This window comes from Deltaproteobacteria bacterium, from assembly GCA_021737785.1.
Taxonomy (GTDB): Bacteria; Desulfobacterota; DSM-4660; order Desulfatiglandales; family Desulfatiglandaceae; genus AUK324.
This window is the reverse complement of record JAIPDI010000003.1, coordinates 94,834-119,624: the sequence shown is the minus strand read 5'-3', so window position 1 is coordinate 119,624 and position 24,791 is coordinate 94,834. Positions and strand designations below refer to the sequence as shown.

Here is a 24,791-nt window from a genome sequence, read left to right as displayed (position 1 = left end):
GTATGATAAAGGATAGGCGATTATGGAGTTTTTTATCATTTCATTGATTAATGGCCTTTTGTACGGTCTTCTTCTATTTATGCTGTCCAGCGGGTTGACTTTGATTTTTGGAATGATGGGGGTTCTCAACTTTGCCCATGCCAGTTTCTACATGCTGGGTGCATACATCGCCTACCAGATTAGTGTGTTCATAGGTTTCTGGCCTGCACTGATTATCTCACCGATTGCTGTCGGCTTTAGTGGCGCAATGGTGGAAAAATACGGACTGCGGCTCGTGCACAAATATGGCCATATGGCTGAACTCTTATTTACTTTCGGCCTAGCTTACCTAATCGGCGAGTTGGTAAGTTTGGTTTGGGGCAGATTGCCCGTTGAATATAATATTCCGGAATCATTGGATTTCTCATTGTTCACCATATTTACCACGAGCTTTCATTCCTATAGAGGGTTCATGTTCTCGGTTTCCTTACTTATGTTCACCGGTCTTTATCTATTTATGAAGAAGACCCGGGTTGGCATGATCGTTCAAGCTGCACTTGTCAATCCTGTTATGGTAGGAGAGTTAGGGCATAACGTCTCCCGAATTTTTATGAGTGTATTCTCAGTGGGTTGCGCCATGGCAGGATTAGCAGGAGTTATTAGTGGCAACATGTTTGGTACGGAGCCAGGAATGGCTGATCGCTTGGGTTTGATTGTCTTTGTTGTTGTGATTGTGGGCGGATTGGGATCGTTAGTCGGCGCGCTCATTGCCTCGATTATCATCGGAGTTATTCAGAACTTTGCTGCTGGAAGCGAATACGCCCTTTCGGATCTTTTTAACTCTCTGGGAATAAGCTGTCCAAACGTTGGGATTCTGGGGATCAAGATCTCACAGACTGCTGAGGCATTGCCCTTTTTATTTATGGTGCTTATCCTCATATTCAGGCCAAAGGGCCTAATGGGCACGCGTGAGACATGATGGATTTGTTTTTCAAATATAAAGTCTGGCTCATTATGGCGGCATTGATGGCCGTGGTTCCCTTCTATTTTAGATCAGATATGTCGTTGTCTCTGATCAACCAGATGGGCATCGCTATTGTTTTTGCACTTTCTTACAATATTCTTCTTGGCGAATGCGGATTATTGTCATTTGGTCATGCCGTGTTCTTCGGTCTTGGTGCCTTTTTTACGATTCATGCCATGGCCCTCGGTAATGCCGGTCAATTTTCAGTTCCCACACCGCTACTCCCGCTGGTCGGCGCGTTCAGTGGTCTGATTTTGGGCACTATTGTCGGATTAATAGCAACGAGGCGGGCAGGAGCAACATTCGCAATGATTACCATGGGGATCAATGAACTTATCGCTTCAAGTGCCTTGATGTTCTCTGGTTTTTTTGGGAGCGAAACAGGGATATCCGCTATGCGAGAGGCATTTTTTGTTTTTTCATTCGGTTCCCAAGTCCAAGTCTATTATTTAATTGCTATCTGGGTATTTATCTGCATTGTTTTGATGTACGCGTTTACGCATACGCCTCTTGGGAGGATTTTGAATACCGTACGAGACAATCCTCAGCGCTCAGAATTTATCGGTTATAATCCATTAAGGGTTCGTGGTCTCGCTATGATGGCTTCTGGTTTTTTTGCCGGGCTGGCAGGGGGGCTTTACGCAATTAGCTGGGAAGTCGTGTCCTATGAAAAGGTTGGAATACATGAATCGGCTTTTGTGCTTTTTATGGTGTTCATCGGTGGTTCAAAATATTTCTTCGGACCGATATTTGGCGCAGTTCTTGTGACTTTTCTGGGCTATTATTTGAGCGCATTTACAGCGGCCTGGCTCTTTTATGTCGGATTCCTTTTTCTGCTGATGGTACTTTTCGCTCCAACGGGTATTGCAGGGATTTTCATGATTCACAAACCTCTCTGGCAGGGGAAGCTCTTGCACAGGATCATTCCGGCATATACTTTGTCGCTGTTGCCCTGTCTCTTATTGATCTTATCAGGTGTGGCCCTCATCGAGATAATCTACCGCTGGTCTTCAACAGGTTATTCCGACCCGATTATCACCATTTCTGGCATAACACTTGACGTGAGTGGATTTCTCACATGGGGTGTCCCCATTTTTGGTCTATTGGCTGGGGGATTTCTATTTATGAAGAGCCTAGCAATCGTTAAGAGAAAATGGAGTCAGGTTTCAATAGAAATGGAATCAGGTGAATAAATTGATTCTGAATATAGAGGGACTGAGTAAGAGCTTCGGTAAGACAAAGGTCATCGTTGATTGTAAACTTTCCGTAAGGAAAGGGGAATTCCATTCCATAATCGGTCCTAATGGCGCTGGCAAGTCTACCCTCTTCAACCTCATTACCGGTATATACAAGCCGACATCTGGGAGTATCAAATTCAAAGGGGAGGAGATCGCCCGGCTCAGGCCATTTGAAATCAACAGGAAAGGGTTAAGCCGAAGTTTTCAGATCACAAACATTTTCAGAGAAATGAGCGTATTTGAGAATATTAGGTGTTCCCTATTGTGGGTACTTGGGGAGAAATACGCCTTTTGGAAGACCGTCAATTCACTGAAACATGTTCGAGATCGTGCCGAACAAATCCTTGAGCAGATCGGTATGACTGAGCGGAGGAACATTATCGCAGGTACCTTATCGTATGCAGAGCAGCGCCTTTTGGAAATTGGAATTACAATAGGTAGCGGCGCTGAGGTCATTCTTCTTGATGAGCCGACAGCAGGATTGAGTAGGCAGGAAACCACGGAAATGATCGCTTTAATACAAAAAACTATGAAGGGTAAAACCCTTGTTTTTGTCGAGCATAACATGGATGTTGTCTTCGCCATTTCAAATCATATTTCCGTATTGGTTTATGGCCATATTATCGCTACGGATGAACCGCGCATGATCAAGGAAAATAAGCGAGTTCAAGCGGCTTATCTTGGAAGTCTTGAAGAGGCGAATAGGGACTAATATAGTTAATTAGTTAATAGAAAATTCGAAGAGGTTTACGAGTATAGTAGTGGATACGATGCTGAAAGTAGAAAATCTGAATAGCTATTATGGAAAAAGCCATATCCTATTTGATGTCAGTTTTGATATTCAAACGAGCGAAATTGTCAGCCTCCTGGGCCGCAATGGGGTCGGCAAATCAACGACGCTCAAGACGATCATTGGTGAGATTGATCCCGCAGGCTCAATCTCCTTTAAAGGTGAATCAATAGCAGGACTCAAACCATACGAAATCGTACACAAAGGTCTCGGGTATGTTCCAGAAAATCGCGACATCTTTAGCAATCTTACTGTTGAGCAAAATTTAATGATGGGAATTAAAACTGGAAAAAAATTAAGCCGCTGGACAATGGATGACATGTTCGAGGTTTTTCCCATTCTGGAAAAACGCGCCGGTGTTTGTGCCGGAAAGCTATCGGGAGGAGAACAGCAGATGCTTACGTTATGTAGGTCCCTCTTGGGGGATCCCGATTTAATTATGATTGATGAGCCAACCGAAGGATTAGCTCCCAAAGTTATCAGTCTCCTGGCGAGGATGCTTGAAGAGATCAAGGCAAGGGGTGTATCGATTTTGCTTGTTGAGCAAAAACTGGCGATTGCTCTCAAGATATCACAACGTCTTTTGGTCATGGGCCACGGGAATATCGTGTTCGAAGGCACGGCTGAAGATTTTAGGGCAAATGCAAGTGTTCGCAAAGAATGGCTTGAAGTCTAAAGTTCTGTGTCATTTTGATTTGCAGTAAGCGAGATCCGGCTTCTTCAGAAGCCCGAGCGACGTAAACTTGACAATATTCTTGATGAGATAACGGGAAAATGAAATGTCAAAAAGGGATAAAGTTGCGCTTGTAACAGGAGGAGGGAACGGTATCGGGAAGGCTGTGTGTCAATTGATGGCACGGCAAAAGATCAAAGTCGCGGTGAATGATATTGATGAACAGGCAGCGCAATATGTGGTTAATGAGATAAGTCAGCAGGGTGGAATAGCGTTAAGCTTTCAGGCCGATATCGGTTTTGAGAATGAAATAAGATCCATGATAGATCGGGTCATCAGCCGATGGGGACATGTCGACTATCTTGTCAATAACGCCGGTATATCTGAGCAATTAGTTCCTATTATCGAACAAGATACTGATAAATGGCAGAGATTGATGGATATACACCTGAAGGCGACCTATATATGCAGCAAAGAAATTGCCAAGACTATGTTAAAGATCGGTTTTGGGAGAATTATCAATATGTCGTCTATTGCAGGGTTGAACGGCTTCCCTATGCGGACGGGCTACGGAACGGCAAAAAGTGCAATTATTATGCTGACAAAAGTCCTTGCATTAGAATGGGCTTCCGCCAACATTAATGTCAATGCCGTTGCGCCTGGCTATATTCAGACGGAAATGGTTGATAACTTCATTCGTCAGGGAAAAATGAATCAGAAGGAAATATGTAATAGGATACCTATGAAAAGGCTTGGAACTCCTGAAGAAATCGCCGATATCGTCTTATTTTTGTGCTCAGATACTGCAAACTACATTACCGGACAAACGATTGTTGTTGACGGTGGATTTACTGCATATGGTTATATTTGAACCACAAAATGGCACGAGAATCGCATTAAGGATTCAGGCTGTGGTTAGGATCAGCTCTTTCGCTACTAATTATTTAAAAATGAAGTAATAAGGAGGAAAATATGAATTCATTTAAAGGCAAAGTTGCAGTTGTAGGAATAGGGGAGGTGCCGACTGGCAAGTTTCCGGATCGGCCTTGTTTGCAAAACGCCCTTGAGGCCTGTAGAGGAGCAATTCTTGATTGTGGGATCGAAAAAGATGAGATTGATACCATTATTCCCACGGGAACATTTTTCGATAGAAGATATAACACGGATATGATTTTCTCGAAACTGGTGGAGGAGTTGGGGTTGCTGAACAAGGCCCATAACAATTTTCAGGTCTTTGCGGGGGGATCGAGTAGTTCGGCGATGCTTAAGACAGCCTGTGGTTTGATAAATTCGGGTCTCGCTGAAGTCATTCTTTGTGTTCAATCTGATAAAACCGGTTCAGCTCCAGTCCAGGAGATGATCAACTTATTTGCAACGTTTGGAATCCCGGACGAATGGGAAACTCCATATGGATTCTTTATGGCAGGTACGGGAAGCCTCTTCGCTACCAGATATATGCATGAGACTGGCGCAACGGCTGAAGAGTTAGCCTCAGTTGTAGTTTCCATGAGAAAATGGGCGGCGCTGAATCCTAACGCAATGCTTCGAAGAGAACTGACTGTTGACGAAGTGCTCGATGCAAAAATGGTTGCCACACCCTTCACCACGAAGGAAGGTAATGTACTTGCCGATGGAGGCGCTGCATTTATCGTGACTTCTGCTGATAGGGCCAAAGACCTCAAGAACCCACCTGTATATCCTTTAGGTTTCGGTTCAAGAGTATGCCACTATTCCATTTCTCAGGATGTGGATCTTACAAGGCTCGGTTTTTATGAAGCTTCACATGACGCTTATCAAATGGCTGGGGTTGGTCCGGAAGATATTGACATAGCTGAGCTGTATGATGGATATCCAATTTTTCCGCTTATCACTTTGGAGGGATTAGGACTTTGTAGAAGGGGGGAAGCCGGTGCCTTTGTTTATGATGGGAATACGTGGCCCGGGGGAAAATTGCCGATGACGACGAACGGAGGCATGCTGGGTCAAGGACATACTGCTGCAGGGGGTGGGGTCGCCGTACTGGTGGAAGCCTTCAGGCAGCTTATGGGTAAGGCAGGTGAACGACAAGTAGAAGATGCAAAAATTGCCGTAGAATCGTCGCTCGGTGGGACGTTTATGGATTCACACATTGTCATTCTAGGGAGGGAAGTGCCATGAGAGATTATAAAAAGCCTCTACCTAAGCCAACGCCTTGGAGCATGCCATTTTGGCAAGGTTGCAAGGAAAAGAAACTTTTGGTCCAGAGATGTAGGGAGTGTGAGAAATATATTTTTTATCCCAAATTGTTTTGTCCTTTCTGCTTATCTCAAGAACTGAGTTGGGTAGAGGCCAGGGGCAAAGGAAAGATTTATTCATTTACTGTTGTGTACTCTTATCAACCAACAGAATTTTCTGATGACGTACCTTACATCATCGGTGTTATCGAGCTTGATGAAGGAGTTCGGATGATGAGTAATGTAGTGGAGTGCGATCCTGAAAAAGTTCGATGTGATATGGATGTAGAAGTTGTTTTTGATCAGGTAACTGACGATTTTACGTTCCCCAGATTTAGACCTGTAGGGTTCTAGATTTAATATTAGGTAGACTCCGGCTTTGCCGGAGGCATGTTCACTCTAGTTTATTCAGTAATTTGAAACAGTGATACCGATTGAAGATATTCTAGCGATAGAGCAGCTATTAAATAGATACTGCCATGTTCTGGATAGGGGAACGGTTGATGAATTGGTGGAGCTGTTTCATCCTACGGCCGTCCTTTTCCCGATTTATGAAGGCGAAAATCGATATGAGGGTTGGAAGGCTATTCTCGCCTGGTATACCAATTATAAAAATAGGGTACAAGCACGTTTAAAGTTTTTACGACATAAAGTTCAATCTCCTTTCATATCTATCGAGGATGATAGTGCGATTTCGGTCAGTTATCTTGATGCTGATTCCATCAAAATCAACACAAACGAGCCGATCATTACATTCGGTCGTTACGATGACATGTTGGTCAAAGATTATGGTATCTGGTATTTCAAGGAACGAAGGATTTACATTTATTATAGCTATATATTAAAAGGGGTATCTCCCGAGAGGGGAAGATAGAGAATATCAAATTTCAAAAGACGGATTGAGAATGATGGATCATTTTAGGATCGCAGTTGTAACTGGGGCCGGTCAAGGGATCGGAAAAGAAATCGCTTTATCCTTATCGAGTGAGAATTACGCTGTAGGAGTTAATGATATTCGTTTTGAGAATGCTGAGGCACTTGTAGCTGAAATTATTACCACAGGGAATCATGCAATGGCATTGCCAGGAGATGTCTCAGTAGAGACCGATGTTAGGAAAATGATATCCAGTATTCAGAAAAGCTGGGGGCGGATCGATGTGTTGATTAACAACGCTGGTCTTGTAGATCAACAAGGTCCGATAATTGAACAAGATTTGCAAATATGGGAAAGGCTCGTCGATGTTCATTTAAAAGGGACATATTTAATGAGCAAGACTTGCGCTCCCCTTATGTTTTCTAGCAAGCAAGGCAGGATTGTAAATATCTCCTCGATTGCAGGCATACTCACCTTTCCTTCAAGAACCGCATATGGTCCAGCGAAAAGTGGTGTTATCAAGCTTACTCAAATTCTGGCGCTTGAATGGGCGAATAGGGGTATCACGGTGAATGCCGTGGCGCCTGGATACGTGAAAACAGAATTTATAGCTGAAATGGTTGAAAATGGGATTTTGGATGAAAAGACCCTTGCGAAGCGCACCCCGTTGGGTCGAATCGCGACGCCGAAAGATATAGCCAATGCTGTTATGTTTTTGGTTTCAGATAACGCTAATTTCATAACGGGGCACACTCTCGTTGTAGACGGTGGTTGGTCTGCGTATGGTTTTGTATAAGAAAACTGAATTTGATACGGATGGGCGTGTTAATCAACATTTTTGAAAGTAATGCTCCATAGTACCTTAAACTGACGGAGGTGGATTGGGCTATAAGTCACTTGATGCCGTTACACGTTGTGTAGGTGGATTAGATCACGCTGATTTGGCCCATCTCTCAAGGCTGCTCTTGCGATTACTGGACATATGATTAAGGAGTTGGACGATATGAATACAGAATATGAATATTTGCTACTTTCCAATAAGGATGGGGTGACAACTATAACACTCAACAATCCAGATAAACTGAATGCCTTGAATTTGGACATGGAGAAAGAATTGCTTAGGGCACTCAGGTATGTTCGGGATGATAATAAGTCTAAGGTGATAATAATTACCGGCAAGGGAGAAAAAGCATTCTGCGCCGGAGCTGATATCAGGATTTTCGATGAAATATCTTCTATCAAAGGATATCACCTCATGCGTGATCCGGGATATGAGGTACATCGGTTGATGGAAATTATGGAGAAGCCCCTTATTGCTGCTGTAAATGGCTATTGCCTGGCAGGTGGACTGGAAATAGCACTGGCATGTGACTTGATTATAGCTGGAGATGGCGCTGTTTTTGGACTCCCGGAAATTAACATTGGAATAATTCCAGGTTGGGGGGGATGTGTTCGTCTTGCACGCGCTCTTGGTGCCAGAGGTGCTAAAAAGTGGATCATGACCGGTAAGCAGGTGGGCGCAAAGGAAGCAAAGGAATCGGGCTTGATATACAAACTTGTGGAAAAGAATGCCTTAATGGACGAGGCGATGAAGCTTGCTTCAGAATTGACTTCGAAGGCACCGAATGCACTCAAAATGGCCAAAATGGTGATAAATTATTCTCTTGAATGTTCAGATATGGATGCTGCGTTATCCATCGAAAGAGGTGCGATATCAGCGCTCATGGGTTCAGAGGATTGTGCTGAGGGCGTAGCAGCCTTCTTGGAAAAGCGAAAGCCGGAATTTAGAGGAATCTGAAATAGTTGTAGCAGCCAGGATAAGGCGAGCATATTTGATTTGACCTCATGATATTCAGTTTTAATCGAGGCTGCTGAAGTTGATCCTTAGATTGGATGGGGAAGGAGGTGAAACGGAAAAGACAAAAAGATGAGTGAGACGGTGTATGTGAACAGGACAACAATCTCACGAAGTTAAGCAAGGAGGTCAAAAATGAAAGGATTTTTAAGGGTGTTGTTCGTAAGTGCTCTGGGCTTTTGCTTTGCTTTAGGCTTCTCAACTGGGGCAACTTGTGGGGAAGAGCCGCTCAAGATTGGGTATGTGGGCGCAGTGACTTGGGACTATGGAAAGACACAAATCGCTGCTGCAAAATTGGCAATAGAGGAGGTTAATAAAGGAGGAGGTATCTTAGGCAGGCCTCTGAAGCTTTACATCGCTGATAGCGGGCTGAAAGCGTCGGGAGCTGCTAATGCTGTTCATAAGCTAGTTGAAGTGGATGATGTAAAGTTTCTAATAGGGTGCTTTGGGAGTGAGGAGACTATGGCAGCGCGCGAAACCGCGTGTGATCTCAAGGTAGTTTCAATATTTTCAGGGGGTGCAACGCACGACTGGGTCACCAGTACCGATAAGAATTATGAGAAGTATAAATATGCCTTTCGTAATTCACCACATGATGAATTAGATGGTGAAGCGAGATATGTCATAGAAGAACAGGTCCCGTTCATAGCAGAACAAATTAAGAGTGAACTCGGAATCGACAAGATCAAATTGGCTGTATTGTCAGATGCGGCCCAATGGACCGAATTGGTTCACGAAGCCTGTCTAAATGAATTCAAAGAAAAAGGCTATGAAATAGTTTATGAGAGTAAGCTATCGACTAGTGCAACTGATGCATCTGTTGAGTTGACGGCAATAAAGAAGAGCGGAGCACACATTATAGTCGGTACAATGGCTTATAAGAGCTCACTCCCGTTAATCAGACAGTGGCATGAAATGAAAGTCCCAGCGATTTGGGCTGGTGTGAATGTTCTTGCCATGAGTCCCAAATTTTGGGAACAGACTGGTGGTAAATGCGCATATGTTTGTACTTATAATTTTGGTGCAGCGCACGTTCCTGTAACTGCGGACACCAAAAAATTATGGGACTATCTGCAAAAAGAGGTTGGCACATGCTATTTTAATTCGGCGGGTACATATGTCGCAATTTGGTCTCTGAAACACGCAGCAGATAAAGCGAAGTCTCTGGAAGATGATGCAATGATAAGTGCTCTCGAAGACATTAAATTTGAAAGTGTCGGCGGAACTATAGATTATCAGCAAAACCATACCTTCCGTTACGGGCCGGTCGGTGTAGGTTCGCCGATGTGGACCCTACAACATCAGCCAGGAGGCAAGTTCGTTATGGTTCATATTGGGCCGATAGAGCCAAAGGAGAAACAGGATAAGTACGTGGATGGTAAGTTGTTGCTTCCTCCATGGATGTTTAAGAAATAACGAAGCACTCTTCTTAACGGGAGCTTTCCTATAATTGGGAAGCTCCTGAACCTCTTGTTATAGGTAAAGGTTATTTCTTATGGAAATTCTGATGTTTGGGCTGACGCTTAGCCTGATGTATGCGCTCATTGCCTCCGGATTTGCACTCATATTAGGCACTTCTCGAATCTTTGATCTATGTTTTGGGTCGTATTACCTTGTAAGTGCTTATTTATTTGCAGTTTTAGCACCCATACTTGGAAGTTTTACTGCTCTCGTTGTGACCATTCCTTTAGCGGGTGGGATGGCTTGGCCGATTCACAGGTATCTCCTTTATCCTTTCAGAGAAACGCCGATCGTGGTAATGGTTTTGTCTTGTGCAGTCGCAATTGCGGTGGGTGAAATCATCACTCTTATTTTCGGTACGGAATTCAAATACGTAGCACCCTTGTGGGAGGGCTCTATTGAAATTGTAGGTGCAACGCTCTCCTGCCAGAGACTCCTGGCGGGCGGTGTCGCGTTGATTGTATTCACCCTCCTTTGGCTCTATTTAAAAAAAACAAAACAAGGCTTGGCCATACAGGCGTTGATTCAGGGAACAGAAATTGCTGGACTGGTGGGTATCAATCCAAAGAAAATACAATTGATCGTTGCCTGCATTGGCGGAGGGTTGGCAGCCTTAAGCAGTATACTGGTCGTTCCTGTCTTTTGCCTGACGCCATTCATATGGTTCGATGCGATTCTTCTTTCCTTTGCCGGGGTGGTGGTAGGCGGTTTGGGGAGTATATGGGGAGCTCTTATGGCCATGGGCATTATCGCTTTCTCGGAAACACTCGTCAGTTTTTTTATCCCGAACGGTGGGTTTTTTAGACAAGCAGTGTACGTGATGATTATGATCATTGTGCTTTTAGTCAGACCTTATGGACTTTTTGGGAAAAGAGGGGAGGCGTAATCGTATGTCTTCTGGCTTCAGATCGATTTTTTTAGATGCGCGATACCAACTTCTGAGTGCCTTGATACTGCTCCTGGTTGTTCCGTATATCGTCCCAAACCTGTGGATGCTACGCATATTCATCATTGCGAATATCTTTGCAATGTTTGCGATAAGCTGGAACATACTGGTCGGATATACCGGTCAAATTAGCTTTGGACATGCGTTCTTTTTTGGAGGTGGTGCTTATGCTTCAATTTTACTAAATAAATATCTTTCTGTTCCAACGCCTATCGCGATCATCGTCAGTGGTTTTATGTGCGGTACGGCAGGTTTTATTTTGGGTTATCCCTGTCTGCGGGTTCGAGGCATATATCTGGCTTTGATGACATGGGCCTTTCCTCTCATTCTGGGTGGGGTCGCCATGTACTTCAACGAAATATTTGGAGGCGAGATGGGCATTTCAGGATATCAAGGTCTTTCATCCTCGTACAATGTCAATTATTATCTTTCTTTAATACTTCTCGTTGCCTCCGTGGTACTCTGTTTTACAATTGTGAACTCTCGCTATGGCCTGATTATTCAGAGTATTCGCGATAATGATATCCTTGCCGAATCTGTTGGAATCAATATCGGCAAATTTAAGGTGCTTTTTTTTGCTTTAAGTGGTGTGATGGCAGGGATCTCGGGTGCCTTCTACGCCCATTTTTTTAAGTCGATGACCCCGGAATTGTTGGCTGTTGATATGTCCATTTTGGTCATCATAATGGTCATCATTGGGGGCTTAGGGAGTATTATGGGGCCTATCATCGGGGCTTATATCGTCACATTTTTGAACAATTACCTCCTTTATGTTCCTGAATTGCGTATGATTATTTATGCCGTTGTCTTAATTCTCATTCTTTTCTTTAGACCTAAAGGCCTATTACCGTGGTCCCCCAAATTCACCTCTAGGAGTAAGATATGAGTACGGCATTACTTAAAGTTGAAAGGCTAACGAAGCGCTTTGGTGGATTGGTCGCTGTTAATGATATAAGTTTTGATATTTCACGTGATGAGATCGTCGGCTTAATCGGTCCAAATGGTGCTGGCAAGACAACTCTGTTCAATTTGATTTGTGGATCTATATCGAAGTCAAGCGGTAGCGTTGTGCTTGAAAACCAAGACATCAGTAAGATGAAGCCATATCAAATTGCGCCATTGGGCCTCTGCAAAACATTTCAAATGACGAGTTCTTTTCCTGAGATGACGGTTTGGGAGAATGTCAAGGTTGCCACATTGCGTAAACTCACAGGTCGAGACTGTGATGATAAGGCAAGAGATTGTATTGAATTGGTAGGACTGTCCGGATCTGAAGAGATGCTTCCTGGAGAGCTCTCGCATGGGTACCTAAAACGTCTTGATGTTGCCCGTGCTTTGGCGACTTCGCCTAAATTGGTTTTGCTTGATGAACCATTTTCGGGTTTGACCATTTCTGAAATTCGAACGCTTTCCGAGATGCTCGTGAAACTTAAGGACTATGGTGTCACATTGGTGATTATCGAACACATATTACGTGAGCTAATGCCACTGGCAGACAGAATTATTGTTCTCAACTTTGGCAGCAAATTGGCGGAAGGAACGCCTCGGGAAATTGTTGGCGACGAAAACGTGGTGAATGCTTATTTGGGAAAAGAGTGGGATCATGCTATTTGAAGTACAGGAGCTTACTGTATATTATGGGAAGGCGAGGGTGTTAGACAGTGTCAGTTTAAGCGTTGACAGTCAAGAAATCGTCGCCCTGATTGGACCCAACGGGGCTGGAAAGACAACCTTGCTTCGTACAATTTCTGGTTTGGTTCCGGCTTTGTCGGGGCGGATACTGCTAAATGAAAAGGATGTATTGGGCTCAGCCTCATTCGAGATGGCGAAAATGGGAATCGCGCATTGTTCAGAGGGGGGAAAGGTTTTTCCGGGTTTGACGGTCTTGGAGAATCTCAAGGTTGGTGCTTATCTACGCACTGATGATATTGGTAAGGATTTTGAATACATATTTTCATTGTTTCCAATATTAAAAATGCGTCAAACACAGCGCGCCAGAGATTTAAGTGGGGGCGAGCGCATTATGCTAAGTGTCAGCACGGCGCTTATGGTTAATCCCACGCTACTATTAGTTGACGAGCCTACATTGGGTCTAGCCCCGAAGGTCTGCATGGAATTGGCCAGGAATCTTAAGGAAATAGCTGATCGAAAGACGTGCATCTTATTAGTGGAGCAAAATGCCCAATTGGCGTTTAATATAAGTAATCGATGTTATGTTATGGAGCACGGTAGGATAGTTATTGATGGAGACACAAAGGAAGTTGAAACAGATTCGCACGTCAGGCAATCCTACCTGGGCCTATGAGCCAAAACGTATTTGTTGATAACAAAAGGTAATAATAGATCCATTATGTGTAAGGTAAGGGGATTCTTGTGAGCGATAAGACGTGGGAAGATTTTCAAGTGGGAGAGAGGGTCTTTAGTATTCGTCTGACAATTACTGAAGCCCACCTTGTGCAGTGGGCACACTTGACCCTTGATTTTTATCCGCTTCACATGGATGAGACGTTCGCCCGCAAAGCAGAGTTTGGAAGACGGATTGCACACGGGCCACTGATATTCTCACTTGGAGTTGGAATGATGACCAGCACGGGATTTTACGGAGACTCTGTTATGGCATGGTTGGGGGTTGAAAACATGCGAATCCCTGGCCCTGTTTTCATTGGGGATACTATCCAGACACGGGGGACGGTTTTAAAGAAGGGAGAGAGTCGTAAGCCTGACAGAGGGCTTATTACCATGGGTTATGAGATTTTTAATCAAAATGAAGCGACTGTTATGGCTTACGAACCGATTTTTTTGGTTCGACGAAAAGAGAGGTAGATAAAGATGGATTTCAATTTGACTGAAGAACAAAAAATGTTGCGGCAAACCATGAGCCGTTTCATTGAGAACGAATGTCCTAAAGAGAAAATTCGTGAATTGGATGAATCGGATAGATTTCCGTCCGAGATTTTTTCAAAATTGGCGGATCTGGGTGTCTTAGGGCTTACCACACCGGTAGAATATGCAGGCACAGGCAGAGATCTTTTCTCGGCTATCACCGTATTAGAAATGCTTTCCAGTCGTTTTCCGGCCTTGGGCTGGGCTTTTGTACAAGCGGCATTTTACGGGGGGGAGACTATCTCGAAGCTGGGGAGTAAAGCGCAAAAGGAGCGCTATTTGCCCGAAATAGCCTCGGGTAAAAGGCTTTTCTCTTACGCGCTGACTGAACCCAACGCAGGCTCAGATGCAGCTGCAGCCGCAACTTTTGCCGCACCCGCTGGAGACGACTTCGTTATCAATGGGACGAAGACGTTTATCACCGGTGCAGACGTTGCTGGTACCTTAAATATATTAGTGCGAACCGACAAGAATGTGGATAAGCGTAAGGGACTCAGTATGTTCCTTATCGACTGTCCCGTGGAAGGGCTGACGATCCGCCACATCAAGAAGTTGGGATACAAATGTTCATCCTTTTGTGAAGTGGTAATAGAGGATGTTACGGTTGCCAAAGAAAACATCCTTGGCGGACCTGAGATGCTGAATCAAGGGTGGCCCCAACTCCTCTCAACTCTAGATGTAGAGCATTTAGAAGTGGCAGCCTGCGCGCTGGGAGTTGCCGAGGGTGCTTATCAGGAGGCCCTGCAATATGCTCAGGAGCGTACCCAGTTTGGCAGATCGATAGGCAAATTCCAGGGAGTCAGCCATCAGTTGGCCGATCTGGCCACTGACATTGCAGCATCGCGAATGCTGCTCTATCATGCCTGCTGGGTTTTAGAGGAGGGTCGACCGGCCCCCCTTGAGAGCACGCAAGCGAAGCTTTTTTCAGCGGAGACTGCTAGGAAAGCCGGGATAGCTGCTATGCAGATACTGGGAGGATATGGCTATTGTATGGAGTTTGATGCCCAACGTTTCCTTCGCGATTCGCTGGCATTAGTCATAGGGGGTGGCACGCCTGAAATATTGAAAAATGTTATTGCCCGCAAAATAGGACTCTAAAGGAAAGGAGAAACTAAATGTCTACCTGGGAAGAAAGGGCTGGAGATCTGGAACGTTTTGTGAAATTGCAGACAACGCCCGTCGGGATTCGGATCATTGAGAGTGAGGATGAGATTCCAGCCAAGGCCAAGAGGCCTGGGGATTTCAAGGTGAATATGGCATTGTGCCAATTGATGAATATGTCACGTCGTCTGGGCTGGACCACGGTGGCCCTGCCGGACGAAATTGAGGCCTGTTTTTTCCCGTTGTTGGCCCTTGGTTGGAGGCAAGTTAAATCTAAAGAGGATATGGTGAAATGGTTTTCAGATGCTAAATATTGTGCTGATAACCACGTAGCTGAGGTTAGAACCGAGGACTTTCTGAAGAATCGGCCAAAGTTGGGTGTCGGCATCGTCTATTCTCCTCTAACCCGACTAACCATTGAGCCTGAAGCCGTAATGATCTACGGAAGTCCGGCCCAGGTAATGCGCCTTATTAGGGGGTACGTGAATTTTACAGGAATTCCTATCCCATCTAGTTTTTTGGGGGGTCTTTCTTGTGCGGAGGCTCTTATCGCCTGTCGGCAAAACCATTCTGCGCAGGTGGTTGTTCCGGGGATTGGAGAGCGGGTTTTTGCCATGACCAACGAGCATGAAATGGCCTTTTATGTGCCTGCTGACCAGGTGGATGATTTGATAAAGGGGATAAAGAACGAGCATGAAATTGGAACTGCTCGGTATCCAATCCCATTCTATCAGTTCTTTAGCCCGCAGTTTCCAAAAAGATATGAAGAGTTCTCGGAGAATTCATTGGTGTGAATTATGGCCAGGAATTTGATGGCCAACATGATCCTTTCAGGAAAGCCATGTATCCATTTAAAAGCCTTTCTAACACTTTGAGACTGGATTAATCTGACCTCAAGTAATAAATGATTTATTGACTGTCTCGAAATGGTGCCGACGTCTTCATTATGCCGAACCTGATCCGGCATTCAGCAATCCTGCTGTGGCCGGACCAGTTCCCAGCCGTCGTCGGAATGACGGTTTAAAGGCAATTATGAGACTGTCAAAATAGCCAAGATCGAGGGCATATCTTGGGACCTGGAGGAGGAATATTTCATGTTGCAGATGTCGAGAATTTCATTTGATTGGTTGGAGCGTCGCAATCAGCTCTCACCTCGCAAAGAGGCTTTGCGGGATCTGCATACCGGCCGAAGGTACACATATTGTGAATTAAATGAACGGGCGAATCGGCTGGCAAACGGTTTTCGTCAGCAATGGGGGGTTAGAAAAGGAGACCGCGTTTCCATATTGGCTCATAACTGCACCGAATACCTTGAAGCCCTGTTCGCGGTGGCCAAATTAGGGGCCATTCTTGTTCCCGTGAACATACGGCTGGTGGGGCCTGAGCTGTCTTACATATTTAATGACTGTGAGCCAAAGGGGATGATTTTGGGGGAAGATTTTCTGAATGTTATTTCAGAAATCCGAAATGATATTAAGATATCGAACTACCTCCTTCTTGACGATGCCTATGCGGACGATATGTTTCCCTATGAAAGATTCCTGGATGAGGCGGACATCCAGAAACCTCAACTCGAAGAAGAGATTAGCCTAGATGACCCTCACGTTATTCTTTATACTTCAGGAACGACGGGTTATCCCAAGGGGGCCATACAAACTCACAGCAAGATTCTCTTCAATTCAGTAAATGCCAATATTGGGTTGGACATTGTATCGACAGATGTCAACCTCTGTGCGTTGCCCTTATTTCACACGGGCGGGCTCCATGTCATGACCACGCCTACCCTGCATGCTGGTGGTACCGTCGTGATCATGCGCGCTTTTGATCCCGGAGAGGCGTTAAAGGTCATCCATAACAAGGATATCAACACCGTTTTTTTTGTGGCTACCCAATGGTTGTTCATGTACCAGCACGAGGATTTCGAAAGTACGGATTTTTCCGGGTTGCGTCTAGCCTGGACAGGTGGTGCGCCTTGTCCTCTAAATGTTTTGCAGGCCTATCAGGAAAAAGGCGTGCCTTTCCGACAGGGATACGGATTGACCGAAGTCGGTCCCGACGCTATGATCCTGCCCGCGGAAGACGCCCTGCGTAAGGTCGGCTCAATCGGGTTGCCGCCTTTCCATGCAGCCATGCGTGTAGTTGATATAAACGACCAAGACGTTCTCCCCGGAGAAGTTGGAGAATTGATCTTCCGCGGCCCAACGGTGACGCCAGGCTATTGGAATAAACCTGAGGCTACCTCAGAGGCTCTCAAAAACGGATGGTTCCACACGGGAGACCTGGCCTATATGGATGAAGAGGGATACGTGTTCCTGGTAGATCGAAAGAAGGACATGTACGTCAGCGGAGGTGAAAACGTATATCCCGCCGAGGTGGAGAAAACCCTTTATCAATACCCCAAGATTGCAGAAATTGCCATTTTCGGCATACCACACGAAAAATGGGGCGAGGTCGGACACGCTGTGGTGGTGGCCAAGCCGGGTGAGACCATCACTGAGGAAGAAGTCATCACATTTCTGAAAGGGAAGCTGGCCAAGTATAAGATCCCGAAGTCGGTCAGTTTCAAGGATCAGTTGCCGCGCACGCCAGCGGGGAAGGTCCTGAAAAGAACATTGCGTGAACCTTACTGGGAAGGTGAGGAAAAGTGAGGGCAGAAAAATCCGTTGAAAAGAGGCGCCGAGTTGTCGAGAAAAGCAGTTTTCCCTAGATCCTTCGAAATGAATGAACCAGTTGGGAGTTTATAAACCGGTTCTTTTACCTTGTCCATATGGGCTAAAAAAATGAGGAGGTGGAAGGACTATGGTAGATATGGCTCGTATTGCGTTCGACTGGCTTGAGCAGCGGCGCCAGCTTTCTCCAAATAAGACGGCTTTGGTAGATTTGTATTCAGGAAGACGATTTACCTATCGTCAATTCAATGAACGGACGAATCGATTGGCCAATGGATTACGAGAAGCCTGGGGTGTTCGGAAAGGTGACCGGTTTGCCATACTTGCCAAGAATGGCCCTGAATACCTGGAGGCCTTGTTTGCCGCAGCGAAGATTGGGGCCATCCTAGTGCCGATTAATATCCGGCTATCAGGCCCGGAATTAGTATACATATTCAAAGACTGCAAACCCAAAGGCTTGATTCTCGAGGAAGACTACATGGAGACAATATCGGAAATACGAAGTGAGATAGACGTGTCCCATATCCTTCTTATAAGTAGGGACGAGTATGAAGACATGCCCGGTTATGAAGGTTTCTTGAATTTGGCCAGTGGGGAGAAACCAGTTTTGAAGAAGCCGAATGCATTGGATGATCCACAGCTTATTCTGTATACATCAGGTACAACCGGCTATCCGAAAGGTGCTATCCAAACTCAAGGGAATATACTCTTTAATTCGGTCAATGCCAATATCGGACTCGATATCGTTTCCACAGATGTCAATCTGTGCAGTCTGCCTCTTTTTCACACCGGCGGGTTACATGTGATGACCACGCCCACAATCCACCAGGGAGGTACTATCGTCATTATGAGATCGTTTGAGCCCGCGGAGGTCCTGAAGGTTATCCATCGAAAACAAGTGAATACGATTCATCTGATTCCAACCATGTGGCTCTTTGTTATCCAGGAACCGAGTTTTGGTAGCACCGATTTTTCAGGGTTGCGTTTGGCTTGGACGGGAGGCGCCCCTTGTCCACCTTCGGTCATAGAGGCACTCCAAAGCAAAGGACTTCTTTTCAGACAAGGGTATGGTTTGACTGAAGCCGGCCCTGATGCGACTCTCTTGCCAGCAGAAGAGGCGATAACAAAAGCCGGCTCCATTGGTGTGCCCTCTTTTCATACATCGTTATGCATAGTTGATCAGAGAGGACACGAAGTTCCACAAGGTGACGTTGGAGAAGTCGTACTGCAGGGTCCAGCTGTTGTTCCCGGATATTGGAACAAACCCGAAGCAACTGAAGAAGCATTTCGGGATCAGTGGTTTCACACGGGAGACTTAGGCTATAAGGATGAGGACGGGTATTTCTTTCTGGTAGACCGAAAAAAAGACATGTATATCAGTGGTGGTGAAAATGTCTATCCTACGGAAGTCGAAAAGACGCTGTATCTTAACCCAAAAATTGCCGAGGTCGCCGTGATTGGTATACCTGATGAGAAGTGGGGGGAGGTGGGACACGCGGTCATCCGGTTGCATAAAGGCAAAAGGATGATCGACAAAGAGGTCTTCGAGTTTTGTTCGTGCAGACTCGCAAGATATAAAATTCCCAAATCAGTTGAATTTGTAAAGGAAATCCCACACAATCCTGCCGGTAAAGTTCTGAAACGGATTTTAAGGGAACCCTTCTGGAAAGATCTTCAAAAACGGATTCATTAGATCATGGATATAGAATCGAAGAACAGTAAACGTATCTGGATTATCGGCGCGGGTTTCATGGGGAGGGGAATTGCTCAGATATGTGCACAACATAAGATTTCTGCATGGCTGATTGACCCCCATGAAAAAGCCTTGGCCGATTCAAGGACACACATCATTTGGTCGTTGACAAAGATGTATGACAAAGGAAGGGTCGAAGAAGAACCTGTCTCGACATTGTCGAGGATACACTTTGAGAGAAAAGCCCCTCAACTTTATGACGCACTGGATTTTCTGGTTGAATGTCTCCCAGAGGACTTTACCATAAAAAAAGAGGTCCTGTCCACCTACGATGGCATTTGCCCGCCACACACTATCTTTGCCACAAACACCTCGGCGTTGCCAATCGGGAAATTGGCTTCAACCACCACCCGGCAAGATAGATTTATCGGCACTCATTTTGCCAGCCCTCCCGTCATACAGAAACTGGTCGAAATCATTCCCTCCCTGACCACAACGGCGGACACCCTGTCACGAACTCGTGACCTGCTCATCCGCCTTGAAAGAGAAATCGTAGAAGTCAAAATTGACACTGCCGGATTCATTATGAATCGAATCTATCTCGCAGCCGCCGGAGAAGCGATCCGGCTGTATGCCAGAGGTGTGGCTACAGTGGAAGATATTGACCGCGCCATGCGGGTTGGGTACGGTTGGAGCAAAGGGCCTTTGGAAGCAGCGGATCTTGCCGGGTTAGATATAATAAGAAACGCGATGATTTCAATATGGGAAGATACAGGAGATGAAAGATATTGTCCGCCAGAGCGGCTTAATCGGTTAGTCGAAGCGGGCCGACTAGGTCGAAAAACTGGAGCAGGTTTTTACGAATATCATAAGGAAGGAGGAAAATCATGAAAACGAGTATTGTACGATATAAACCAGAAAGTGGGAGTATAGCAAATGCTATTCAGTTGTGTGACGGTCTTTCTGATTTTAAAAGGGGAAGCAGCGTTTTGATAAAGCCTAACTGCGTTTTCCCTGGTTCACCCAAGAGAAAACCAGCTGGCACCGTCACAAATGCGCCGATAATGACTGAACTGGTCGAAGTCTTAAAGGACGCCGGAGCAGGTGCTATTACTATAGGCGAAGGGACTATTGTCATAAAAGAGCTCAAGACGTCCACCATGGGATGTTATAGATGGGCCGGTTTTGATGAGATAGCCGATAAGTATGGTGTGTCCTTGCAGGATTTTAACGAAGGGCCATACCGACAATTTGAATTTGTAGGTCATAAGGTCAAAATAGCTGAAGCAGCTTTTGAAACAGACTTCCTGATCGATTTGCCTGTTTTGAAAACGCATACACAAACTCGGGTTTCACTCGGAGTAAAAAATTTAAAAGGATTTTTATCACTTACAAGTAGAAAAATATTTCATCAACAAAATCTGGAGGAATTTATCGCGTTGCTTGGTAATGAAATAAAAGTAAGCCTTTGCATCATTGACGGGATTTACGGACTGCAAAAGGGCCCCTTTGGGGAGGATGCTAAACCATTTAACCTCATAATCGCCGGCCGAGATGTTATTGCGACTGATATGGTAGGCAGCGAAGTTATGGGTATTGATCACGGAGAAGTTGTTCATTTAAGAAAGTTGGCTCGACATCTAGGACATTCGTTTGATCTTGATAGTGTTGAAATCGTTGGAGAGAATATTGAGGACGTAAGGCAGCCATTGGAATGGTGGTATCCTTGGACCGATGAACTCCTTAAAGACTACAATATAGAGGGTCTAACAATCAAAAATCCTGGAACAGTTTTTTGCTCGGGCTGCACAATCACTGTATTTGCTGGATTACGTAATTTTTTGAAGGCGAATGCTGGGAGCGATTTTGGTGGAGCTGAAATTTGCATTGGAGATGCTGTAGCAGATGAAAAGTCAAATCCTGTTGTGCTGTTAGGGAAATGCCCTATGGCCGCGAATAAAAGCCGACAAGATGCTATCTCTATAAAGGGTTGCCCTGTCGGAGTTAGTGATGTTGTTGATGGGTTAACAGAGGGCCTATGTTGATTTAGTAAGGTCTATGTTTAATAAATAGGATTATGCTATGTTCATGTCCGATAGATGTACCAAATGTGGAGATTGTCTTAGTTCCTGTTTCTATATAGACATAGATGGGGAAGAGGCCAAAGAGGAATTCCAAAAGTTAATTAGTGGAAAACCTTCATTTGTTGTGTCCCAATGTGTTTCATGCATGGCCTGTGACGAGCTTTGCCCAGAAAAAGCCAACCCTTTCTCTCTTATCATCAGGAGACAAGAGGAGCAGGGTGAAATAGAGCGTTTTGATAAGGCTAAGAAACTGATGAATGATGCATACAATATCCCCTCGAAGTTTAATGGACGTAAGAATAGGGGGCCGGTAATTGATTTGTGTATCTACACTGGCAACTCTGAGTTGTTCGATGGGCTTTTGTATGAAGATGCCAGTTTTTTTATGGGTGGTGAATATTTTTGCGGAATAGGATACTACCATATCGGTGCGGAAACACCTGTGAAAGAAAATGCGAAGATAGTGATCGATAGAATAGCCAGGATAGGAACCAAGGAAATTGTCTTTTACCATGACGACTGTTATACACTTTTTAAGGTAAAGGCATTCGAATTCGGACTTGAAGTCCCATTCCGCCCGGTTTCCTGGCCTGAATTTCTTTATAAGAGAATGAAAGCTCTTGAGGACCGTATACAGCCAATTGAAAGAAAGGTTGCGTACCAGAGGCCTTGCGCTTCTCGATACACTCCAGAGAAGGATCACTATGTGGACAGCCTATTCGAGTTAATTGGTGCCGAAAAACCGAGACGTTTATACGAAGGTGCTAAGGCCTTATGTTGTGGAGGAGCTATTGTTCCACGGGATTGGGAGTTCGCCAATAGGATTAAACACTTAAACCTGAACGACGCACAGGCGGCTGGTGCTGAAATTATGGTTACCCTATGTCCGGTTTGTTTTGCAAACCTAAATAAGCGAGCGCCACAACATAATCTTAAACTCTACCCAATAAGTCAACTTTGTCGCGCAGCCTTGGGAGAGATACAGATCTGAATCACTTTTGATGTACTTCCGGAGATATGGCATGAAAGCAATTCCACGAAGGGTAACGAAGATCGACGACAGTCAGGCTCAGAAAGACCTGGAATTTTATCAAAGCATGGCTATGGAAATTGGTGCGGATGATGCTGCTATCATCCGCAGCGAGAGCTTGGTAGTTCAAGAAAGGATTAGAGCCAAATGTAGCATACCGAAATGCGCTGAATACGGCACCAATTTACATTGCCCACCATATTCTCCAACAGTGCATGAAATAAAGAAGATATTGGAGGAATATAACTATGGAATCGCAGTCAGGCTTAGCATTAAGCCTGAGTATACAGCTGGCGCTTTGATACACAACTGTTATTTAAGGGCTGAAATAGACAATGAAAAACATTACGTTACATTGGGAAGAAAGTATAAAAAGATGTTTTTTATTGTCTCAGAAATTGAATCGAAAGCATTCTATGATGGCTACTATTTCGCCATGGGTTTTGCTGCAGGGTCATGCAAGAACGTGTTTTGCTTCAAAAAGAAATGTCAAGGACTGACGCCCGGTGCCGGCTGTCGTAATCCATTGCGCGCCCGACCTTCTATGGAAGCAGTTGGTTTCGACGCTTATGGAATGGCTAACAATTTGGGTTGGCCCATTTATCCTATAGGAGGTAGGTCAGAACCGGAGAACGTACCCAGCGCGTCATTGCTCGGTCTGATATTAATTATGTAGTCCTGTTTCGCAAGCTGGTTTTAATCAAAAGGTAGCTACGCGTTGAATGTAGCGGCAATATTTCTTTATTAACGCTGTATGAATTTAATTTCGGTTAGGTAAACCCCCGGCTTTGTCGGGCGACTCACCAGAGTTTGACATTTACGGGATATGGAAGCCTGGCCAGTTTTTGTGACCCTCTCAAATTGGGAAAAGACGTTGGTGATGTCTCAAGTATTTCAAACAACCGCCGACCCAATAGTGAATGCAACCTTGAAGTTTCCATGTACGTTGCCTATAGAAGCGTTGCGGGGCAAAGGTTGCAGGGCCAAGTTGCTCCATTGTAGTCGCGATGAAAAGAAGATTCGCCACGATGCTAGCGGTTGTTAGGAACCCGAGCATCGGTTTTAGATCAACTTGGCGCTTTCAAGTAAGGTCGCGTCACCTTTGAGTTGGCTAATAAATCAACCGCTTTGAGCGGTTCACATATTGCAAGCTTCCGGCTTTTCCGGAGGTATGGTGAGTCAAAAACCCCCTGTGTCAGATGTGATAAATCCATTTGTGGTTAAATCAAATTATGCGAGCACGTCGAGCTCTCCTATACACACCGGGTAGTGATTGGAAAAAGATAGAAAAGGCTATGACCTTAAATGTTGATTGTATCTGTATCGATATGGAGGATGGTGTAGCAGATAATCAAAAAAACCAGGCACGTCTAAATGTTGCTAAAGCTCTTTCGGAACTCGATTTTGGCAATAGCGAAAAGCTAGTTCGTATAAATGCGATACACTCCGGCTTGGAAAGGGATGATTTAGAATATGTGTTGCCTTATAGCCCAGACGGGATTGTCATACCAAAAGTTGAATCAGTAGAGCAGATTACATGGTGCATTAATAGGATCGAAGCGACAGAAGTGGGAGACGACTGTGCGGCTAAACCGATAAGTATTTTAGCGGGGATAGAGAGCGCAAAGGGGATATTAAATCTTAAGGAATTTGGCACAATTCCCAGGGTAAAAGCCATGCTTTTTGGTGGAGAGGATTTTGCTTTATCGATTGGTGCAACTCGAACAGACTCGTGTATAGAGTTGCTGTATGCAAGGCAAGCTTTAGTTACGACTTGCGCCGCGTATGGAATAGATTCGATGGACATCGTGACAACCCATTTCAAAGATATCGAGCGAGTCCGCCGTGAGGCGGAATTCGGTGCGACACTCGGGTTCACGGGGAAACAGGTTATTCATCCTAATCAGGTCGTGCCCGTTCAGGCGGCTTTCACTCCAAGTAATGAGGCTATTGCTTATGCCAAGAGAGTGATCGAAATTTATAAATCGCAGCGCCAAAAGGGGCGGGCAGCCTTTGCACTCGATGGAAGAATGATTGACATGCCAATTTTGAAAAGAGCTCAAAAGGTACTCGATCAGGCCAAAGCAGCTTATGAATAATAGTCATATTCCATTTTTTTTGCTCCTTTTAAGCTCTCATCACGCTGAAGGTCTCAAAAAACACCTAATAGCCAACAAATAGCAACCTTTTCTGGGGGCGGTCGCGAAGTGCCCTTCACTAGCTAGCGCAGCCTTCCTAATCACCCTGTTTGTTTTCATAGACGGCGAGTTAATGGCAA

25 protein-coding genes are annotated in these 24,791 nt (G+C 45.0%); all 25 read left to right on the top strand.

Going from position 1 to position 24,791, the window contains the following annotated elements; translation table 11 throughout:
• Positions 1–22 precede the first annotated feature (22 nt).
• The 25 genes from K9N21_03020 to K9N21_02900 all read left to right on the top strand — a co-directional run bounded on the left by K9N21_03020 (position 23) and on the right by K9N21_02900 (position 24,612).
• Positions 23–958 (top strand): branched-chain amino acid ABC transporter permease, encoded by a 936-nt coding sequence (locus K9N21_03020; GenBank protein ID MCF8142870.1) that lies wholly within the window; start codon positions 23–25, stop codon positions 956–958.
• Positions 955–2,196, top strand: coding sequence for a branched-chain amino acid ABC transporter permease (locus K9N21_03015; GenBank protein ID MCF8142869.1), 1,242 nt, complete (start codon positions 955–957; stop codon positions 2,194–2,196). Before K9N21_03020 ends, K9N21_03015 begins: the two co-directional genes overlap by 4 nt.
• Positions 2,189–2,953: an ABC transporter ATP-binding protein gene (locus K9N21_03010; protein MCF8142868.1), complete on the top strand. Its 765-nt coding sequence runs from the start codon at positions 2,189–2,191 to the stop codon at positions 2,951–2,953. The genes K9N21_03015 and K9N21_03010 overlap by 8 nt, the downstream gene beginning before the upstream one ends.
• A 58-nt stretch (positions 2,954–3,011) precedes the next feature.
• On the top strand, positions 3,012–3,707 hold the full coding sequence (locus tag K9N21_03005) for an ABC transporter ATP-binding protein (GenBank protein ID MCF8142867.1): 696 nt from the start codon (positions 3,012–3,014) through the stop codon (positions 3,705–3,707).
• 103 nt (positions 3,708–3,810) lie between these two features.
• Positions 3,811–4,575 (top strand): 3-oxoacyl-ACP reductase FabG, encoded by a 765-nt coding sequence (locus K9N21_03000; protein MCF8142866.1) that lies wholly within the window; start codon positions 3,811–3,813, stop codon positions 4,573–4,575.
• Between the two features lie 101 nt (positions 4,576–4,676).
• A complete protein-coding gene (locus K9N21_02995) occupies positions 4,677–5,861 on the top strand; it encodes a thiolase family protein (GenBank protein ID MCF8142865.1) in 1,185 nt (394 codons plus the stop codon).
• On the top strand, positions 5,858–6,271 hold the full coding sequence (locus K9N21_02990) for a Zn-ribbon domain-containing OB-fold protein (GenBank protein ID MCF8142864.1): 414 nt from the start codon (positions 5,858–5,860) through the stop codon (positions 6,269–6,271). Before K9N21_02995 ends, K9N21_02990 begins: the two co-directional genes overlap by 4 nt.
• A 70-nt stretch (positions 6,272–6,341) precedes the next feature.
• Positions 6,342–6,791: a nuclear transport factor 2 family protein gene (locus K9N21_02985; GenBank protein ID MCF8142863.1), complete on the top strand. Its 450-nt coding sequence runs from the start codon at positions 6,342–6,344 to the stop codon at positions 6,789–6,791.
• A 31-nt stretch (positions 6,792–6,822) separates the two neighbouring features.
• Positions 6,823–7,587, top strand: coding sequence for a glucose 1-dehydrogenase (locus K9N21_02980; protein MCF8142862.1), 765 nt, complete (start codon positions 6,823–6,825; stop codon positions 7,585–7,587).
• 207 nt (positions 7,588–7,794) lie between these two features.
• Entirely contained in the window at positions 7,795–8,589 is a 795-nt protein-coding gene (locus tag K9N21_02975) for an enoyl-CoA hydratase/isomerase family protein (GenBank protein ID MCF8142861.1), read from the top strand.
• A 192-nt stretch (positions 8,590–8,781) separates the two neighbouring features.
• Positions 8,782–10,062 carry an ABC transporter substrate-binding protein gene (locus K9N21_02970; GenBank protein MCF8142860.1) on the top strand — a complete coding sequence of 427 codons (1,281 nt, stop codon included), beginning with the start codon at positions 8,782–8,784 and terminating at the stop codon, positions 10,060–10,062.
• A gap of 79 nt (positions 10,063–10,141) precedes the next feature.
• Complete coding sequence (locus K9N21_02965) at positions 10,142–10,993, top strand: branched-chain amino acid ABC transporter permease (protein MCF8142859.1); 852 nt, start codon at positions 10,142–10,144, stop codon at positions 10,991–10,993.
• 4 nt (positions 10,994–10,997) lie between these two features.
• Positions 10,998–11,939 (top strand): branched-chain amino acid ABC transporter permease, encoded by a 942-nt coding sequence (locus tag K9N21_02960; GenBank protein MCF8142858.1) that lies wholly within the window; start codon positions 10,998–11,000, stop codon positions 11,937–11,939.
• Entirely contained in the window at positions 11,936–12,667 is a 732-nt protein-coding gene (locus K9N21_02955; GenBank protein ID MCF8142857.1) for an ABC transporter ATP-binding protein, read from the top strand. Before K9N21_02960 ends, K9N21_02955 begins: the two co-directional genes overlap by 4 nt.
• Positions 12,657–13,358 carry an ABC transporter ATP-binding protein gene (locus tag K9N21_02950; GenBank protein ID MCF8142856.1) on the top strand — a complete coding sequence of 234 codons (702 nt, stop codon included), beginning with the start codon at positions 12,657–12,659 and terminating at the stop codon, positions 13,356–13,358. Before K9N21_02955 ends, K9N21_02950 begins: the two co-directional genes overlap by 11 nt.
• 68 nt (positions 13,359–13,426) lie before the next feature.
• Positions 13,427–13,876: a MaoC family dehydratase N-terminal domain-containing protein gene (locus tag K9N21_02945; protein ID MCF8142855.1), complete on the top strand. Its 450-nt coding sequence runs from the start codon at positions 13,427–13,429 to the stop codon at positions 13,874–13,876.
• A gap of 6 nt (positions 13,877–13,882) precedes the next feature.
• On the top strand, positions 13,883–15,034 hold the full coding sequence (locus K9N21_02940) for an acyl-CoA dehydrogenase family protein (protein ID MCF8142854.1): 1,152 nt from the start codon (positions 13,883–13,885) through the stop codon (positions 15,032–15,034).
• A gap of 17 nt (positions 15,035–15,051) precedes the next feature.
• Positions 15,052–15,831 (top strand): DUF169 domain-containing protein, encoded by a 780-nt coding sequence (locus tag K9N21_02935; protein MCF8142853.1) that lies wholly within the window; start codon positions 15,052–15,054, stop codon positions 15,829–15,831.
• Between the two features lie 300 nt (positions 15,832–16,131).
• On the top strand, positions 16,132–17,685 hold the full coding sequence (locus K9N21_02930; protein ID MCF8142852.1) for a long-chain fatty acid--CoA ligase: 1,554 nt from the start codon (positions 16,132–16,134) through the stop codon (positions 17,683–17,685).
• Positions 17,686–17,836: 151 nt separating this feature from the next.
• Positions 17,837–19,399 carry a long-chain fatty acid--CoA ligase gene (locus K9N21_02925; GenBank protein MCF8142851.1) on the top strand — a complete coding sequence of 521 codons (1,563 nt, stop codon included), beginning with the start codon at positions 17,837–17,839 and terminating at the stop codon, positions 19,397–19,399.
• 3 nt (positions 19,400–19,402) lie between these two features.
• Positions 19,403–20,290 carry a 3-hydroxyacyl-CoA dehydrogenase family protein gene (locus tag K9N21_02920; GenBank protein MCF8142850.1) on the top strand — a complete coding sequence of 296 codons (888 nt, stop codon included), beginning with the start codon at positions 19,403–19,405 and terminating at the stop codon, positions 20,288–20,290.
• The gene (locus K9N21_02915; GenBank protein MCF8142849.1) at positions 20,287–21,444 is read left to right on the top strand and encodes a DUF362 domain-containing protein; all 1,158 of its coding nucleotides are present in this window, start codon (positions 20,287–20,289) and stop codon (positions 21,442–21,444) included. The genes K9N21_02920 and K9N21_02915 overlap by 4 nt, the downstream gene beginning before the upstream one ends.
• 43 nt (positions 21,445–21,487) lie before the next feature.
• Positions 21,488–22,474 carry a (Fe-S)-binding protein gene (locus tag K9N21_02910; protein ID MCF8142848.1) on the top strand — a complete coding sequence of 329 codons (987 nt, stop codon included), beginning with the start codon at positions 21,488–21,490 and terminating at the stop codon, positions 22,472–22,474.
• 31 nt (positions 22,475–22,505) lie between these two features.
• A complete protein-coding gene (locus tag K9N21_02905; GenBank protein MCF8142847.1) occupies positions 22,506–23,189 on the top strand; it encodes a DUF2284 domain-containing protein in 684 nt (227 codons plus the stop codon).
• Between the two features lie 538 nt (positions 23,190–23,727).
• Complete coding sequence (locus tag K9N21_02900; GenBank protein ID MCF8142846.1) at positions 23,728–24,612, top strand: CoA ester lyase; 885 nt, start codon at positions 23,728–23,730, stop codon at positions 24,610–24,612.
• Positions 24,613–24,791: the final 179 nt, after the last annotated feature.